The sequence below is a fragment of the Congregibacter sp. genome (genome assembly GCF_965660375.1).
In the GTDB taxonomy this organism is placed as follows: domain Bacteria; phylum Pseudomonadota; class Gammaproteobacteria; order Pseudomonadales; family Halieaceae; genus Congregibacter.
Genome location: NZ_CBFHZO010000091.1, coordinates 41,973 through 56,099, shown reverse-complemented (window position 1 = coordinate 56,099; position 14,127 = coordinate 41,973). Strand labels below are relative to the sequence as shown.

The window sequence follows — 14,127 nt, the reverse complement described above, 5'->3', positions numbered from 1 at the left end:
TCTACAAACTGGTGTACAGCCCGTAATAGTACAGCGCATACCCCAGGCAGAACAGCGTCCCCACCGATCGCCCGAGATAGGAATATCCGGGTTGGGCGCGGCTTGATCGGAGACCGTTGTAGGCGGCAGCCGCCATGAGGATCGTGGCGATACACATGGCGCCGTAATCACGAAAGAGAAAGTTGTCGGGGAGCTGTTCCGGGGCCAGCAGACCTGGCATGGCCATCACTGCAAGAAGGTTGAACAGGTTGGAACCGACGATGTTGCCCATGGCGATTTCGGCGTGACCGCGAAGGGCACTGGCCAGGGTCGCTGCCAACTCCGGCAGGCTTGTGCCCACGGCCACGATGGTCAGTCCGATAAGCAGTTCGGGAACGCCAAACTGCATGGCAATAGCGCTTGCGCCCCACACCAGCGCCTTGGAACTGCCCACGAGCAACACCAGGCCTATGGCAAAGGAAATCCAGGCTTTGGCGGGGCCGTGATGGGGGAGATCCTCGTCCTCAGCTTTCGCATCTTCAGCGACCTCCGGATCCCTAATCTGGGAGCGGATCATTTGCGCAAGAATGAGTACCAGCGCGGTGATCATGAGTATCCCGTCGCTCCTCTCCAGCTCCACGTCCAGCAGCAGCAAGCCCGTGCCGGCCGTTACCACCAGGAGTGTAGGGAGCTCCGAGCGCATACAGCCGGGATGTACCTGAATGGGCGCCACCAGCACAGTGATACCCAGAACAAGGCCGATGTTGGCAATGTTGGAACCCACAGCGTTTCCGATTGCCAGCCCCCCGGATCCGGCGAGTGCCGCGGTCACAGATACCAGGATCTCCGGGGCAGAGGTGCCCAGAGAAACAATGGTCAGGCCTATGATCACCGGGGACATTCCGAGGTTACTGGCGATGGAGGCAGCCCCGGCTACAAAAAGATCCGCGCTCCACATCAATACGGCAAAGGCGACGAGAATTGTCAGCAGAGGTATCAGCATGGGATAGAAGACATCAGCTTACGCGCCATGGGCCCCGGGCTTCAAGGGTGATCGCCGGGGGAAAAAGCTCTGAAAGTTGAACCTGCAGGGTGTCGATGCTGTCATACGAGTCAGAGAGAATAGGGAGAAAAGCGTGTACACTTTTCGCCTCATTTCGCCCAATTATGGCCCGGTCCAAGGTGAGGGGCGGCGAGTATAACCGCTCTGATCATTCAGGCCAGCAATCCTAAGGAAGGAAACATGGTTTTGCGCAGCAAATGGACACATTCGATCACGCCCGCTGTCGCGCTATTGGCGGGACTTTTTATGCTGTATCTGACGCCGGCACTGCATGCCCAGAGCGAGGGAGAAGTCCGGGGGAAAACCGCCGAGGAAACACTGCGGGAAACCACGGACAAAGTGCTGGAGGTGATCGAAGAGGCAAGATCCTATGTGGATGAGGATACTGACCGCTATTACCAGGCCGTGCATGAGGTGCTGGATCCCATTGTCGATTTTCGGGGGTTTGCCCGGGGCGTTATGGGTGAATACGCAACGGGAGCGCGATACCGCAGTCTTGACGAGGCGGGCCGGGAGAAGCTCAGAGATCAGCTGGAGCGCTTTACGCAAACCATGCGCGTGGGTTTGGTAAGAACCTACAGCAAGGGCCTTCTTGCCTTTGGTGGTTCCCGGGTCGAGCTTGGCGACAGCGCGGACGCCGAAGATTCCCCAAACCGGGCCATGCTCAAGCAGCTCATTTACAGCGATGAGGCGCAGCCCTACGTCGTGGTGTATCTCATGGCGCGGGACAAGTCCGGCGATTGGAAAATGCGCAATCTGGTGGTGGAGAACGTGAATCTCGGGCAAATCTACCGCAGCCAGTTCGAGTCTGCCGCCCGTCGTTATGACGGCGACCTTGATCAGGTGATCGAAAATTGGACAGTGGAAGCCGCAACGGACTAGCGGCGGCGCGCAGGCCCTTTTTGGGCCGCAATTTCCAAACCCGGCCCTCGGGCTTTTTTCGGCGCTTTCCCCTACAATCGCCAGCCTTTTTTATCAGTCACCCGGTTGCCGGGAACAGGAGTACAGCAGTGGATGCCAAAACTGTTGAAGCGATGGTCAGCGAGGCCCTCGCTGATGCGACGGTCAGCGTTGATGGCGCCGGCGCAAATTACGACATTACGGTGGTCAGCGATGTCTTTGCAGATATGCGGGCCGTGCGCAGACAGCAAACGGTCTACGCCACGATCAATCAGGCTATTGCATCGGGCAGTATTCATGCCGTGAACATTCGCGCGTTTACGCCGGCGGAATGGGAGTCAGAAGGCGCCTGACAGCGCCCCTTACCCATGGACAAGCTTCTTATCAAGGGCGGCGCCCGTCTCGAGGGCGAACTGCGCATATCCGGCGCTAAAAACGCGGCGTTACCGATTCTTGCCGCCACCTTGTTATCCGACGAGCTCGTCACCATTGGCAATCTCCCGCATCTCCACGACATCACCACGATGATTGAGCTTCTCGGATGCATGGGTGTCGGTTTAACCATCGATGAGAAGATGAGCATTGAGGTCGACGCCAGCAGTCTCAGTGACTGCTCTGCGCCCTATGAGCTGGTTAAGACCATGCGAGCGTCGATTCTGGTGCTGGGCCCTATGGTGGCGCGTTTTGGACAGGCCCGCGTGTCCTTCCCGGGTGGCTGCGCTATTGGCAGCCGCCCCGTGGACCTCCATCTGCGGGGTCTTGAGGCCATGGGCGCGACCATCGAAGTGGAGGGCGGATACATCAACGCCACCGTGGAGGGACGACTCAGCGGCGCGCACATTGTTATGGAGACCGTCACCGTTGGTGGCACGGAAAACCTTATGATGGCGGCGGCCCTCGCGGACGGACAGACCGTCCTTGAAAACGCGGCCCGAGAGCCCGAGGTCGTTGATCTGGCGAAATGCCTTATTGCCATGGGCGCCCGGATTACCGGACACGGTACAGATCGCATGGTCATTGACGGTGTCGACAAACTTCACGGCTGTCATTTTGACGTAATGCCGGACCGCATCGAGGCCGGCACCTACCTGGTGGCTGCGGCGGCGACCGGGGGCAAGCTGCATCTTCGGGAGGCTCGCGCCGAGCATCTGGAGGTGGTACTGCAGAAGCTCGAAGAAGCGGGTGCGGACATCAGTTGCGGTGAGGACTGGATCACCCTGGATATGCACGGGCGACGCCCGAAAGCGGTGAGTATCCGCACGGCGCCCTATCCGGGTTTTCCCACTGATATGCAGGCGCAATTCACCGCGATGAACGCCATTGCCGAGGGTACCGCGACGGTTACCGAGACGGTGTTTGAAAACCGTCTCATCCAAACCCATGAAATGAACCGTATGGGTGCCAGGATCACTATCGAAGGGAACACGGCAATCATTGTCGGGCAGGCGTCTCTTGCCGGCGCTCCGGTGATGGCTACGGATCTCCGTGCCTCTGCCAGCCTTGTGATCGCGGGCATGGTGGCCACCGGCGAGACCCTCATCGATCGCATTTATCACATTGATCGTGGTTATGAGTGTATTGAAGAAAAGCTTCAGGCTCTGGGCGCCGACATCCGGCGGGTTGTGGATTAACGGAAAGATTGGGCTGACTGCATGGAGACGGGCAAACTCACGCTGGCGCTGACCAAGGGGCGTATTCTGAAAGAAACGCTGCCGCTGTTGGCGCGGGCGGGCGTGGAACCGCTGGAAGATATGGGGAAGAGTCGCAAACTGGTCTTCCCGACCACGCGGGACGATGTGCAACTGGTGGTCATGCGCGGCGTGGACGTGCCCGTGTATGTGCGTCACGGCGCCGCGGATCTTGGCGTGGTGGGCAAGGACACTTTGCTTGAGCAGGGCAGTGAAGGTGTTTACGAGCCCCTTGATTTGGGCATTGCTCCTTGTCGACTTATGACCGCCGCCCCAGTGGATTTCGCCTGGCCACCTCGCCGCGTACGGGTGGCCACCAAATTCGTCAATGTTGCCCGGGATTACTTTGCCCGTCGCGGCGTACAGGTGGAACTCATAAAACTGTACGGTGCGATGGAGCTCGCACCCGCCATGGACCTGGCAGACATGATTGTCGATATCGTTGATACCGGGAACACGCTCCGGGCCAACGGCATGGAACCCCTGGATGAAATCGCCCAGGTCACCTCGCGGCTTATCGTGAACAAGGCGTCCATGCGCTCCCGTCACGGCGCTCTTAACGAACTCCTTGATGCCATCGGCGCTGCTGTCGCCGACCTGGCCCCCGCCGCCTGATGCGCCGTCTCGACAGCAGTGCGGCGGACTTTGAGTCGGCCCTGGCGCAACTCGAAGTGCCCATGGAAAGCGGTGACAGCGATGTGACGTCAACGGTGTCGCAGATTATTGCCGATGTGCGCCGGCGCGGAGATGAAGCACTCCTCGAATATACCCGCCGCTTTGACCAATTAGCAGCGGAAGAGCTCGTGGCGCTGGAAGTCTCCCGGGAGGAGCTCCAGGAGGCTCTGCGGGAACTGCCGGAGCAGCAGCGGTCCGCCCTTGGCGAGGCCGCTAATCGCATAGAAACCTTTCATCGCAAGCAGCTCGGCGAGGACTGGAGCTATGACGATGGTCTGGGTAACCGTCTGGGGCAGCGGGTTACGCCGCTACAGCGCGTCGGTGTCTACGTCCCCGGTGGTAAGGCCAGTTATCCGTCCTCGGTATTGATGAACGCCATTCCTGCTCGCGTTGCCGGCGTGTCTGAGATCGTGATGGTCGCACCGACCCCGGGGGGCGAACGCAACGCCCTGGTGCTGGCCGCCGCAGCGCTTGCGGGCGTGGATCGCGTTTTTTGCGTGGGTGGCGCCCAGGCGGTTGCAGCTCTTGCTTATGGCACGGTTGCTGTGCCTCGCGTGGACAAGATCGTGGGCCCCGGCAACCGTTTCGTCGCTGAAGCCAAGCGCCAGGTGTTTGGTCAGGTGGGTATCGACATGATTGCCGGCCCCTCGGAGATTCTGGTTATTGCCGACGGCAGTGCCGATCCCGAGTGGATGGCCATGGATCTGTTTTCCCAGGCGGAGCATGATGAGAGCGCCCAGGCGCTGCTGCTCTGCCCGGACGCCGCCTACATCGACGCGGTAGATGCGGCTGTCGATCGATTGCTGCCGCAGATGGAGCGTTCAACGATCATCGAGGCCTCCCTGGCCCGGCGCGGCGCGTTGATCAAAACAAAGGACATCGCTGACGCCGCCGCTATCAGTAACCGCCTGGCGCCGGAGCATCTGGAGTTGGCGGTGGCTCACCCCGAGGCTTTGCTGCCGCAGATTGATGCGGCGGGCGCTATCTTCATGGGCATTCACAGCTGTGAGGCCCTGGGTGATTACTGCGCCGGCCCTAATCACGTGCTCCCGACTTCGGGCTCAGCACGGTTTTTCTCACCCCTGGGTGTGTACGACTTTCAGAAGCGCAGCTCCATTATTCATTGCAGTGCCGAGGGCGCCGAGCCTCTCGCGCGCATCGCGACGGTGCTGGCGGAGGGGGAGTCACTGACGGCTCATGCGCGTAGCGCGGCGATGCGCTCAGGCAAGTAACGCGCACTTCGATCGGTGAAAGACATTACTCGGTGGTTTCGGGCTGTGCGCCGATGATCGCGCTCAGCTCTACGGTAGATCCGTCCCGCGACGCGCTCATCATCAGCTTGTCGCCCGGTCGCAAAAGGGACACTTCGTACATCGCCAGGCGAACATCGTCGATCGCTTCATCGTTAAAATGAGTAATAACGTCTCCTGCTTGCAGGCCAGCCCTGGCTGCGGGCCCATCGGGCGCCACACCGCGAACCAGTAAGCGCTGATCGCCCAGAACGGTGCCGGGTATTTGTTCTACCTGTACACCCAGCCAACCTCTGATGACGCGTCCGAAGCTGATCAAGTCATCCATAACGAACTCTGCAAAGCTCGATGGAATTGCCAGAGAAATGCCGATGCCTACGGAACCACCGCTGTTGCCTTCGCTGGATGCGTATATCAAGCTGTTGATACCTACCAAAGCGCCATTGACGTCCACCAGCGCTCCACCGGAGTTGCCCGCATGGATGACGGCGTCGGTTTGAATAAAGCCCTCGTAGGTGCCCGGACTCAGCCCGAAGCGCCCCAGTCCCGACACGATGCCCTGGGTTACCGAATGTCCGAACCCCAGGGGATTGCCGATGGCAAGGACCACGTCGCCCACCGACAGTTGGTCCGAATCGGCAACGTTAATGGCGCTGAGGCCCTCAAGATCTACTTTCAGCGCCGCCAGGTCCGTAGCCCGGTCCAGACCGACGACCTGCGCCGCGGCGGAGCGGCCGTCACTCAGGAGCACCTGAATCGCGTCGGCCCCGTCAATGACGTGATTGTTGGTCAGGATGTAGCCGTTCTCACGCATGATGACGCCAGAACCGAGGGAGCGCTCCACCTGTTGCCGCGGTGCCCCCCGGGGGATAGGCATAAACGGATTGTTGAGCATGCGACTGTTTGCCGACGCCACGCGTTTCTCCGTGTAGATATTGACCACTGAAGGCGTGGCGCTGGCCACCGCCTGCCGGAAGCTGTCCCGCACGACCGCGCTGCGCTCGGGACTGGCCGTCGGCAGTACCCACTGCTGGAGGATAAGAAGGGCACCCAGTAAGCCGGCGATGGCGGGCCAGGTGAAAAATTTAAGGAAAGCGCTCATGCGCCCTCTCTAGCCAGAAAGAAAAGCGATTGTATATGATGCCCCCGCTCCAGACACCGATCCCGGACCATCAAATGCCCGTTGCTCTTAAAGATTTAGTCAAACATTGCGATATAACGCTGGAGTCCTCACGTTTTAGCGACTATTGCCCCAATGGTCTTCAGGTGGAAGGTCGTACCACGGTCTCCCGGCTTGCGGCGGCGGTGACCGCCAATCAGTCAGTATTGGAAGCGGCCGTCGCCTGGGGCGCCGATGCCCTGATCGTTCATCACGGCTATTTCTGGCGCGGCGAGGCGCCGGAGGTTGTGGGCATGAAACGACAGCGGCTGGGAACGCTGTTGGCGTCTGATATGAGCCTGCTGGCCTATCATCTGCCTTTGGATGCCCATCCGGTGTTGGGGAACAATGCCCGCTGGGGCCAACTTCTGGGTTTCCGGGACGTCGAGCCCCTTGATCGGGACGATGCCCAGGGCGTGGGTAGTATCGGAAAGCTGGCGACCCCCATGTCTCTGGATTCGGTCGCTGCGCAGGTGCAGTCTCTGACTGACCGACAACCACTGGTGATCGGTGATGGCCAGGCGTCCATTGAACGCGTGGGATGGTGTACCGGCGCCGCTCAGGGCTATATTGACAAGGCCGCGGCAGCCGGCGCCCAGCTCTATATCTCTGGTGAGATCTCAGAGCCTACGGTACACACGGCGCGGGAATTGGGGATTGCCTACATGGCTGCCGGGCATCACGCCACGGAGCGCTACGGTGTGCAGGCGCTCGCCGGGTCGCTGGCTGATAGCCTCGACCTGGAGTGGACCTTTCTCGACTGCGATAACCCGGTCTGACAAGCCCCGGTTGGAGCGGCGGCCAGAAACGACCGCCAGACATCAGGGCTATGCGTTGCGTGTGGTGGAGTCTTCTGGCGGCTTCTCCTCGCCATCCAGCCCAAAACGCTCGTCCAGGACGCCAGGATCGTCGGGGGATGTTTTTGCCGCGTAGTCCCGGGGAGGCTCTACCACTACGCTGTCTGCCTCGATGGTGTCATGCCCGGAATCCTTTGGGGCCTCCAGGGACTGAAAACGCGCGGCCTCTTCCTCGGAGCATAGTTCTGACGCGCCGCCGGCGATGTGCGCATAGATATCCCGATAATTTGCCGTGAGGGTGTTGAGCTTGTCGGCGCTGTCTGCAAAGTGCGCGTTGACCCGCTGCTCATAGCGTGCCCGGGCGGACTCTGCCTGCTCAAGTTTTTCGGTGAGTTCCCTCGCTTCTTCACTGCCGGGCGCTGTGCGTCTGCCCGCAAAGTAACCTATCAACAGGCCTAGAATCGCGGCTGCGATCGCTATTACGACGGGGTCAACAGTACCGGTGTTCACAAGCAAGTCCTCTACATCTCGAGTGGTTGGGAAGTATAACGTTGCTACGCAGCAGCTTGGTAGCAAGATTGCCAAAACCGGAGCTCCGCGAGTAAGGTAGCGCGCCTTAACTCCCCCACCGGAGGATCGGGAACCCCGACCCGCAACGACACTGTGCTGACACCCTGGCAGCGATACCAAGAAGACCTGAAGCGGGACGACTTCAGCCACGACGTGGCGCAGGAGGCTGCGGTGCGTCGCCTGCAGGATCTCTTCGACCGCGTCGTGGCGCGTCATGCCCGTAGCGAGACCCTCGCGGGCCGCCTGGGCCGCCGTTTCCGCCGTAGCGCCGAGCCTGAAAAAGGCTTGTATTTCTGGGGCGGGGTAGGGCGGGGTAAAACCTATCTCATGGACGCGTTCTACGAGAGCCTGCCCTTTGATAAGAAGATCCGGGTGCACTTTCATCGTTTTATGCAGCGCGTGCATCGCGAGCTTGCCGAATTCGAAGGGGAAAAAAACCCCATTGAGCTTCTGGGGGACCGGTTGGCCGCCGAGGCGGACATCATTTGCTTTGACGAGTTTTTTGTCAGCGATATCGCTGACGCCATGATTCTGGCTAATTTTCTCGACGCTATCTTCCAAAGGGGGATTGCCCTGGTGGCAACCTCCAATATTGCCCCGGATGGACTGTATAAAGACGGACTTCAGCGTGCGCGATTCCTGCCGGCCATTGAGCTTGTAAAGCAGCACACCGAGGTGCTGACGGTCGATGCAGGCATTGACTATCGGCTGCGGACCCTGGAACAGGCCAGGCTCTATCATTATCCTCTGGGTGCGGAGGCCGATGCCAGTTTGAAGGACAGCTTTCAGCGTCTGGCCCCCGATGCGATCCAGCACTGGCAGCGCATCGAGATCAATGGGCGCTATCTGACCTGTCGCTGTCTTGCGGACGACGTGGCCTGGTTTGAATTTCCGGAGCTGTGTGACGGACCGCGCTCGCAAAATGATTACATCGAGCTGGCCAGGGAGTTTCACGCGGTGATCCTCTCGGGAGTTCCCCGGATGGGTGCCGGGCAGGATGATCTGTGCCGACGCTTTATTAATCTGGTAGATGAATTCTACGACCGGTGCGTAAAACTCGTGATCGCCGCCGAAGTACCGGCATCGGAGCTTTACCACGGCACCCGCCTGACCTTCGAATTCACACGAACAGAGTCCCGGTTGTTCGAAATGCAGTCCCACGAGTATCTGGCACAGGAGCACAGGCCCTGAGAGGACCTTGCCTAGGGGCCGGCGGGGCCCCCAGTCGCTCTATTCGCGGCAATGCGAAATCTTATTGGAATTCCGGCTTGCCAACGCCCCGGGGTTTAAGTAGTATTCGCGCTCTTTTTTTGGCCCTTTTGAGGCGAAACCCATGAAAACATATAGCGCCAAAGTTGGCGAAGTCAGCCACGATTGGTATGTCGTTGACGCCACCGACAAAACGCTTGGCCGTCTGGCCAGTGAAATTGCTCACCGCCTGCGCGGCAAGCACAAGGCAGAGTACACCCCTCACGTGGATACCGGCGATTACATCGTTGTGATCAACGCGGAGAAAGTACATGTCACCGGAGCCAAGCGCACCGATAAAATGTATCACCGGCACACGGGATATCCCGGCGGACTTAAGTCCATGTCGTTCGAAAAGCTGATCGACAAAGCACCTGAGCGTGTCATTCAGGGCGCGGTGAAGGGCATGCTGCCCCGTAACCCTCTGGGTCGTGCAATGTTCAGCAAACTCAAGGTATACGCCGGCGAAGCGCACCCGCACGCCGCGCAGCAGCCTCAGCCGCTGCAGGTTTAGGAGAAACAATGAGCGCAACTCAGTATTACGGAACCGGACGCCGCAAGACTTCCACAGCGCGCGTATTTTTGCGCAGTGGCGGCGGCGATATCACTGTCAACCAGCGTCCCCTGGACCAGTACTTCGGACGGGAAGTGGCACGTATGATCGTGCGTCAGCCGCTGGAGCTCGTGGACCTGGTGGAGAAGTTCGATATCAAAGTCACCGTGGAAGGCGGTGGTAGCTTTGGGCAGGCCGGCGCTATCCGTCACGGCATTACCCGTGCGCTCATGGAATATGATGAGGCGCTTCGCGGTACTCTGCGCGGGGCTGGGTTTGTCACCCGTGACGCCCGTGAAGTTGAGCGCAAGAAAGTGGGTCTGCGCAAAGCGCGTAAGCGGCCACAGTTCTCCAAGCGCTAAGTTTAGCGTCAGGACGATCACCAGGCGCTCCTTGCAGGGGCGCAAGGTGCAGCAGGAAAACCCGACGGTCATCACCGGTCGGGTTTTTTTATGCGAGAGATTTGTCCAAGTTTTGAGACAAATCAAGGGTTTGGCTTGTAAAAAGACGGCACTTTCCTTGTTTGGAGCAGCTAAAGTCTTTACCATTCGTGCGCCCGGATTCCAGCTGTCCCTGACGCTGCTATTTTCCATGATTCTGGCGCGCGGGTAATTTCAGGCCGCAGGTGAAACGTTTATCAATCATCCGCAGTCCAGTGTGTTGGCATCGAAGAAACAGGAGACCAATCGATATGTCCAGTGTCACAACGGCCAGCGAGAGCGCTGAGTCAGAAGTCGACAACAACCGTCGTCGTTTTCTGACGGTTGCCACGAGTGCTGTAGGCGCGGCGGGTGCCGTCGCTGTTGCAGTACCTTTTCTTGGTTCTTGGAATCCTTCTGCCAAAGCAAAGGCGGCGGGAGCTCCGGTAAAAGCTGATATTGGCAAGCTGGAGCCGGGTCAGATGGTGGTTGTGGAGTGGCGAGGCAAACCTGTCTATGTCGTTCACCGCACCGAAGAGATGATCACAAATCTGGACAAGGTCGACGGGGATCTCAAGGATCCAGACTCGGCTATTTCCAAGCAGCCGGCCTACATCTCGTCCAAAGAGCGCAGTATTCGCCCTGAGCTGTTGGTTGTGGAGGGCTTGTGCACCCATCTGGGCTGCGCGCCGAAGTTTCGCCCCGAAGTGGGTGCTGCGGACCTGGGCGGCGACGAGTGGGTAGGCGGGTTTTTCTGCCCGTGTCATGGCTCTAAGTTTGATCTGGCGGGACGTGTTTACTCAGGTGTGCCGGCATCATCCAACCTGGTTGTTCCCCCTTACTCTTTTGAATCACAAAGCGTCCTTGTTATTGGCGTTGATGCGGAGGCAGTGTAATGGCCAACATGCTCATCGGATTGCGCGATTGGGTTGACGAGCGTCTACCTATCACGCGTGCGTGGAACACTCACATGGGTGAGTACTATGCGCCGAAAAACTTCAATTTCTGGTACTACTTCGGTGTGTTTTCCCTGCTGGTGCTCGTTAACCAGCTGCTCACCGGTGTGTGGTTGACTATGAACTACACGCCCAGCGCAGAGGAGGCTTTTGCGTCGGTCGAGTACATCATGCGCGACGTGGATTACGGTTGGGTACTCCGGTACATGCACTCTACCGGTGCTTCTGCATTTTTTATTGTTGTCTATCTGCACATGTTCCGCGCGATGATTTACGGCTCTTACAAGAAGCCCCGGGAGCTGCTGTGGGTCTTCGGGATGTTGATCTTCGTACTGTTGATGGCTGAGGCTTTCGTGGGCTATGTGCTGCCCTGGGGCCAGATGTCCTACTGGGGTGCCCAGGTGATTATCTCGCTGTTCGGTGCGATCCCGGTTGTGGGTGAAAGCATCGTTACCTGGATCCGCGGTGACTACCTGATCTCCGGCATTACCCTGAACCGCTTCTTTGCCCTGCACGTGGTTGCGCTGCCGATTGTACTTCTCGCCCTGGTCGTGCTGCACATCCTGGCGCTGCACGAAGTGGGTTCGAATAACCCCGATGGTGTTGAGATCAAGAAAAACAAAGGGTCGGATGGCGTACCTCTTGACGGGATTCGCTTCCACCCCTACTACAGCGTGCACGACGTGCAGGCCATTGCCGTATTCCTGTTCGTGTTCTGCGCAATTATGTTCTTTGCACCGGAGATGGGAGGCTTCTTCCTGGAGTATGCCAACTTCGAGGAAGCCAATGCGCTCAAGACGCCGGACCATATTGCGCCTGTCTGGTACTTCACGCCGTTTTACTCCGTACTGCGTGCAGTGCCCGACAAGTTCTGGGGCTTTGTCGCCTTCGCAGCGAGTGTGGCGATTCCCTTCGTACTGCCGTGGCTGGATCGCTCGCCAGTTAAGTCCTGGCGCTATCGCGGTAACCTGAATAAGGTGATGCTGGTGCTGTTTGTCGCGTCCTTCCTGATTCTGGGTGTGCTGGGGGTGAAGTCTCCGACGCCCGCGCGTACAGTTCTGGCGCAAATCTGTTCCATATTCTACTTTTCCTTCTTCCTGTTCATGCCTATCTGGTCGAGTATGGATAAGGCCAAGCCGGTGCCCGAGCGGGTGACCATGGACGGTGGTGTGGGGGCAATAGGGTCTCTTGCGGGGCTGGTGCTGATACTCGCACTGACGATTATTCCGCTGAAGGTCGTCGGCGCCGAGTCAGCCTACAACTGCGGGACCATGCCCTGCGACGAGGTGGAGTTGGATATCCATAACAAAAGCTCGTTGCAGAATGGTGCCAAGGTGTACATGAACTACTGCATGGGTTGTCACTCCCTTCAGTACGCCCGTTACAACCGGGTTGCTACGGACCTGGGTATTCCCGACGATCTGATGCGGGGAAACATCATCGCGGATCCTGAGGTCAAAGTGGGTGCGTTAATGGAGAACGCCATGGATTCTGACCGCGCCAAGGTCTGGTTTGGCGCAGCGCCGCCGGATCTCACACTGGTCGCCCGGGCGCGAAATCCTGACTGGTTGTACACTTACCTGCGAACATTTTATGCTGATCCCACGCGCCCCTACGGCGTCAACAACCGGGTCTTCCCCAATGTTGGTATGCCCCACGCGCTTATCGAGCTTCAGGGCCTGATGGCCTGCACGCCCACGGCGGTTCATGGTGATATGGAACCCCTGTCCGGCACTCAGATGGCAGATCACAGTGACCCCTGCGGGACCATGGATGTGGTTGAGGCGGGGTTGATGTCTCCGGAAGAGTTCGATGAGGCCACCTATGACCTCGTGAATTTTCTGGCGTACGTGGCGGAGCCCATTAAGGCCGATCGCCAGCGCATAGGCATTTATTCGCTACTGTTCCTTGCAGTATTCTTTGTCTTTGCGACCCTGCTTAACCGCGAGTACTGGAAAGACGTACACTGATCAAGATTCAGAATTCTTTGAATCCTGCCGGTGAAAACGGTGGCGAATAGAGTGAAAACTCTACGCCGCCGTTTGTCCGTTTAGGCTCAGGTACAATTAGGCTTGAGTACACGACACGGAATGAACAATGGAACAGCGTGTTTGAATCGCTGACTGTTAAACCTCACCAGAGCGGGCGGGCCGGGAATCTTCAAAACCTGGAGCTCACAAAGGCAAGCGGGTGGTTTTCAGCTCTCCATTCCAAGTAACCAGTTTTACCTAAACTACAGGCGCATCGACCTCCATGATTTTTTATTCAGATCCGACCTCACACTTTAGCCATCGTGTACGCATCGTACTGGCTGAAAAAGGCGTTACTGCCGATATTATTGATGTGGATCCAGCGCATCCGCCGCGGGAAATGTCCGAGCACAACCCTTACAACTCCCTTCCGACACTGGTCGACCGGGAACTGTCACTCTACGAGACGCGCGTGATGATGGAGTATCTGGACGAGCGCTTCCCTCACCCCCCATTGTTACCCGTCTACCCCGTGGCCCGCGCCGAGAGTCGTCTCTTCATGCACCGCATCGAGCAGGACTGGTGTGCGCTGATTGACTCAATTCAGAACTCCCGCAGCGACAATGTCGTCAAGCGTTCGGTGAAAGAGCTGCGCGAGGGTATTTTGGCCATTGCGCCCATTTTTGCGGAAAAGCCATTTTTCATGAACGATGAATTCACCCTGGTGGACTGCTGTATTGCGCCTATCTTGTGGCGTCTGCCTACACTGGGTATCGATATTCGCCCCAGCAAACAGTCGAAGCCGCTGTTTGCCTACATGGAACAGCTGTTCAAGCGGGAGTCTTTCCAGCAGAGCCTGACGGAGCAAGAACGCGAGATGCGCCTCTAGGCGCAGCCGCA

General features: G+C 58.5%; 15 protein-coding genes. 12 read left to right on the top strand and 3 right to left on the bottom strand.

The window, feature by feature from the left end; genetic code table 11:
• Position 1 precedes the first annotated feature (1 nt).
• On the bottom strand, positions 2–982 hold the full coding sequence (locus ACTG3T_RS08635; RefSeq protein WP_439101864.1) for a calcium/sodium antiporter: 981 nt from the start codon (positions 980–982) through the stop codon (positions 2–4).
• 240 nt (positions 983–1,222) lie between these two features.
• Here ACTG3T_RS08635 and ACTG3T_RS08630 point away from each other — a divergent pair, with 240 nt between their 5' ends.
• From ACTG3T_RS08630 to hisD, 5 genes are all read left to right on the top strand, one after another.
• Positions 1,223–1,924 carry an MlaC/ttg2D family ABC transporter substrate-binding protein gene (locus tag ACTG3T_RS08630; protein WP_439101863.1) on the top strand — a complete coding sequence of 234 codons (702 nt, stop codon included), beginning with the start codon at positions 1,223–1,225 and terminating at the stop codon, positions 1,922–1,924.
• Between the two features lie 128 nt (positions 1,925–2,052).
• Positions 2,053–2,295: a BolA family protein gene (locus tag ACTG3T_RS08625; protein ID WP_439101862.1), complete on the top strand. Its 243-nt coding sequence runs from the start codon at positions 2,053–2,055 to the stop codon at positions 2,293–2,295.
• 15 nt (positions 2,296–2,310) lie between these two features.
• Positions 2,311–3,573: a UDP-N-acetylglucosamine 1-carboxyvinyltransferase gene (gene murA / locus ACTG3T_RS08620; protein WP_439101861.1), complete on the top strand. Its 1,263-nt coding sequence runs from the start codon at positions 2,311–2,313 to the stop codon at positions 3,571–3,573.
• A 21-nt stretch (positions 3,574–3,594) separates the two neighbouring features.
• Positions 3,595–4,245, top strand: a complete 651-nt coding sequence (gene hisG / locus ACTG3T_RS08615; RefSeq protein ID WP_439101860.1) for an ATP phosphoribosyltransferase — start codon at positions 3,595–3,597, stop codon at positions 4,243–4,245.
• Entirely contained in the window at positions 4,245–5,537 is a 1,293-nt protein-coding gene (gene hisD / locus ACTG3T_RS08610; RefSeq protein WP_439101859.1) for a histidinol dehydrogenase, read from the top strand. Before hisG ends, hisD begins: the two co-directional genes overlap by 1 nt.
• A 25-nt stretch (positions 5,538–5,562) precedes the next feature.
• Here hisD and ACTG3T_RS08605 read toward each other — a convergent pair whose 3' ends face one another.
• On the bottom strand, positions 5,563–6,657 hold the full coding sequence (locus ACTG3T_RS08605) for a trypsin-like peptidase domain-containing protein (protein ID WP_439101858.1): 1,095 nt from the start codon (positions 6,655–6,657) through the stop codon (positions 5,563–5,565).
• A gap of 74 nt (positions 6,658–6,731) precedes the next feature.
• Here ACTG3T_RS08605 and ACTG3T_RS08600 point away from each other — a divergent pair, with 74 nt between their 5' ends.
• Complete coding sequence (locus ACTG3T_RS08600; protein WP_439101857.1) at positions 6,732–7,493, top strand: Nif3-like dinuclear metal center hexameric protein; 762 nt, start codon at positions 6,732–6,734, stop codon at positions 7,491–7,493.
• A 48-nt stretch (positions 7,494–7,541) separates the two neighbouring features.
• Here ACTG3T_RS08600 and ACTG3T_RS08595 read toward each other — a convergent pair whose 3' ends face one another.
• Positions 7,542–8,021 carry a YhcB family protein gene (locus ACTG3T_RS08595; RefSeq protein WP_439101856.1) on the bottom strand — a complete coding sequence of 160 codons (480 nt, stop codon included), beginning with the start codon at positions 8,019–8,021 and terminating at the stop codon, positions 7,542–7,544.
• A 153-nt stretch (positions 8,022–8,174) separates the two neighbouring features.
• Between ACTG3T_RS08595 and zapE the strand changes: the two genes are divergently transcribed.
• From zapE to ACTG3T_RS08565, 6 genes are all read left to right on the top strand, one after another.
• Positions 8,175–9,272, top strand: coding sequence for a cell division protein ZapE (gene zapE / locus ACTG3T_RS08590; protein ID WP_439101855.1), 1,098 nt, complete (start codon positions 8,175–8,177; stop codon positions 9,270–9,272).
• A 142-nt stretch (positions 9,273–9,414) separates the two neighbouring features.
• Positions 9,415–9,843 carry a 50S ribosomal protein L13 gene (gene rplM, locus ACTG3T_RS08585; protein ID WP_439101854.1) on the top strand — a complete coding sequence of 143 codons (429 nt, stop codon included), beginning with the start codon at positions 9,415–9,417 and terminating at the stop codon, positions 9,841–9,843.
• Between the two features lie 8 nt (positions 9,844–9,851).
• Positions 9,852–10,244: a 30S ribosomal protein S9 gene (rpsI, locus tag ACTG3T_RS08580; protein ID WP_008294494.1), complete on the top strand. Its 393-nt coding sequence runs from the start codon at positions 9,852–9,854 to the stop codon at positions 10,242–10,244.
• 329 nt (positions 10,245–10,573) lie between these two features.
• A complete protein-coding gene (petA, locus tag ACTG3T_RS08575; protein WP_439101853.1) occupies positions 10,574–11,197 on the top strand; it encodes a ubiquinol-cytochrome c reductase iron-sulfur subunit in 624 nt (207 codons plus the stop codon).
• On the top strand, positions 11,197–13,227 hold the full coding sequence (locus ACTG3T_RS08570; protein ID WP_439101852.1) for a ubiquinol-cytochrome c reductase: 2,031 nt from the start codon (positions 11,197–11,199) through the stop codon (positions 13,225–13,227). Before petA ends, ACTG3T_RS08570 begins: the two co-directional genes overlap by 1 nt.
• Positions 13,228–13,510: 283 nt before the next feature.
• Positions 13,511–14,116 carry a glutathione S-transferase N-terminal domain-containing protein gene (locus tag ACTG3T_RS08565; RefSeq protein WP_439101851.1) on the top strand — a complete coding sequence of 202 codons (606 nt, stop codon included), beginning with the start codon at positions 13,511–13,513 and terminating at the stop codon, positions 14,114–14,116.
• Positions 14,117–14,127: the final 11 nt, after the last annotated feature.

Excerpts from the sequence above, each read along its gene's own strand:
- rplM (WP_439101854.1), top strand. The coding sequence starts at position 9,415 with ATGAAAACATATAGCGCCAAAGTTGGCGAAGTCAGCCACGATTGGTAT.
- ACTG3T_RS08605 (WP_439101858.1), bottom strand. The coding sequence starts at position 6,657 with ATGAGCGCTTTCCTTAAATTTTTCACCTGGCCCGCCATCGCCGGCTTA.
- hisD (WP_439101859.1), top strand. The coding sequence starts at position 4,245 with ATGCGCCGTCTCGACAGCAGTGCGGCGGACTTTGAGTCGGCCCTGGCG.
- ACTG3T_RS08600 (WP_439101857.1), top strand. The coding sequence starts at position 6,732 with ATGCCCGTTGCTCTTAAAGATTTAGTCAAACATTGCGATATAACGCTG.
- ACTG3T_RS08570 (WP_439101852.1), top strand. The coding sequence starts at position 11,197 with ATGGCCAACATGCTCATCGGATTGCGCGATTGGGTTGACGAGCGTCTA.
- ACTG3T_RS08630 (WP_439101863.1), top strand. The coding sequence starts at position 1,223 with ATGGTTTTGCGCAGCAAATGGACACATTCGATCACGCCCGCTGTCGCG.
- murA (WP_439101861.1), top strand. The coding sequence starts at position 2,311 with ATGGACAAGCTTCTTATCAAGGGCGGCGCCCGTCTCGAGGGCGAACTG.
- ACTG3T_RS08565 (WP_439101851.1), top strand. The coding sequence starts at position 13,511 with ATGATTTTTTATTCAGATCCGACCTCACACTTTAGCCATCGTGTACGC.
- rpsI (WP_008294494.1), top strand. The coding sequence starts at position 9,852 with ATGAGCGCAACTCAGTATTACGGAACCGGACGCCGCAAGACTTCCACA.
- ACTG3T_RS08635 (WP_439101864.1), bottom strand. The coding sequence starts at position 982 with ATGCTGATACCTCTGCTGACAATTCTCGTCGCCTTTGCCGTATTGATG.
- petA (WP_439101853.1), top strand. The coding sequence starts at position 10,574 with ATGTCCAGTGTCACAACGGCCAGCGAGAGCGCTGAGTCAGAAGTCGAC.
- hisG (WP_439101860.1), top strand. The coding sequence starts at position 3,595 with ATGGAGACGGGCAAACTCACGCTGGCGCTGACCAAGGGGCGTATTCTG.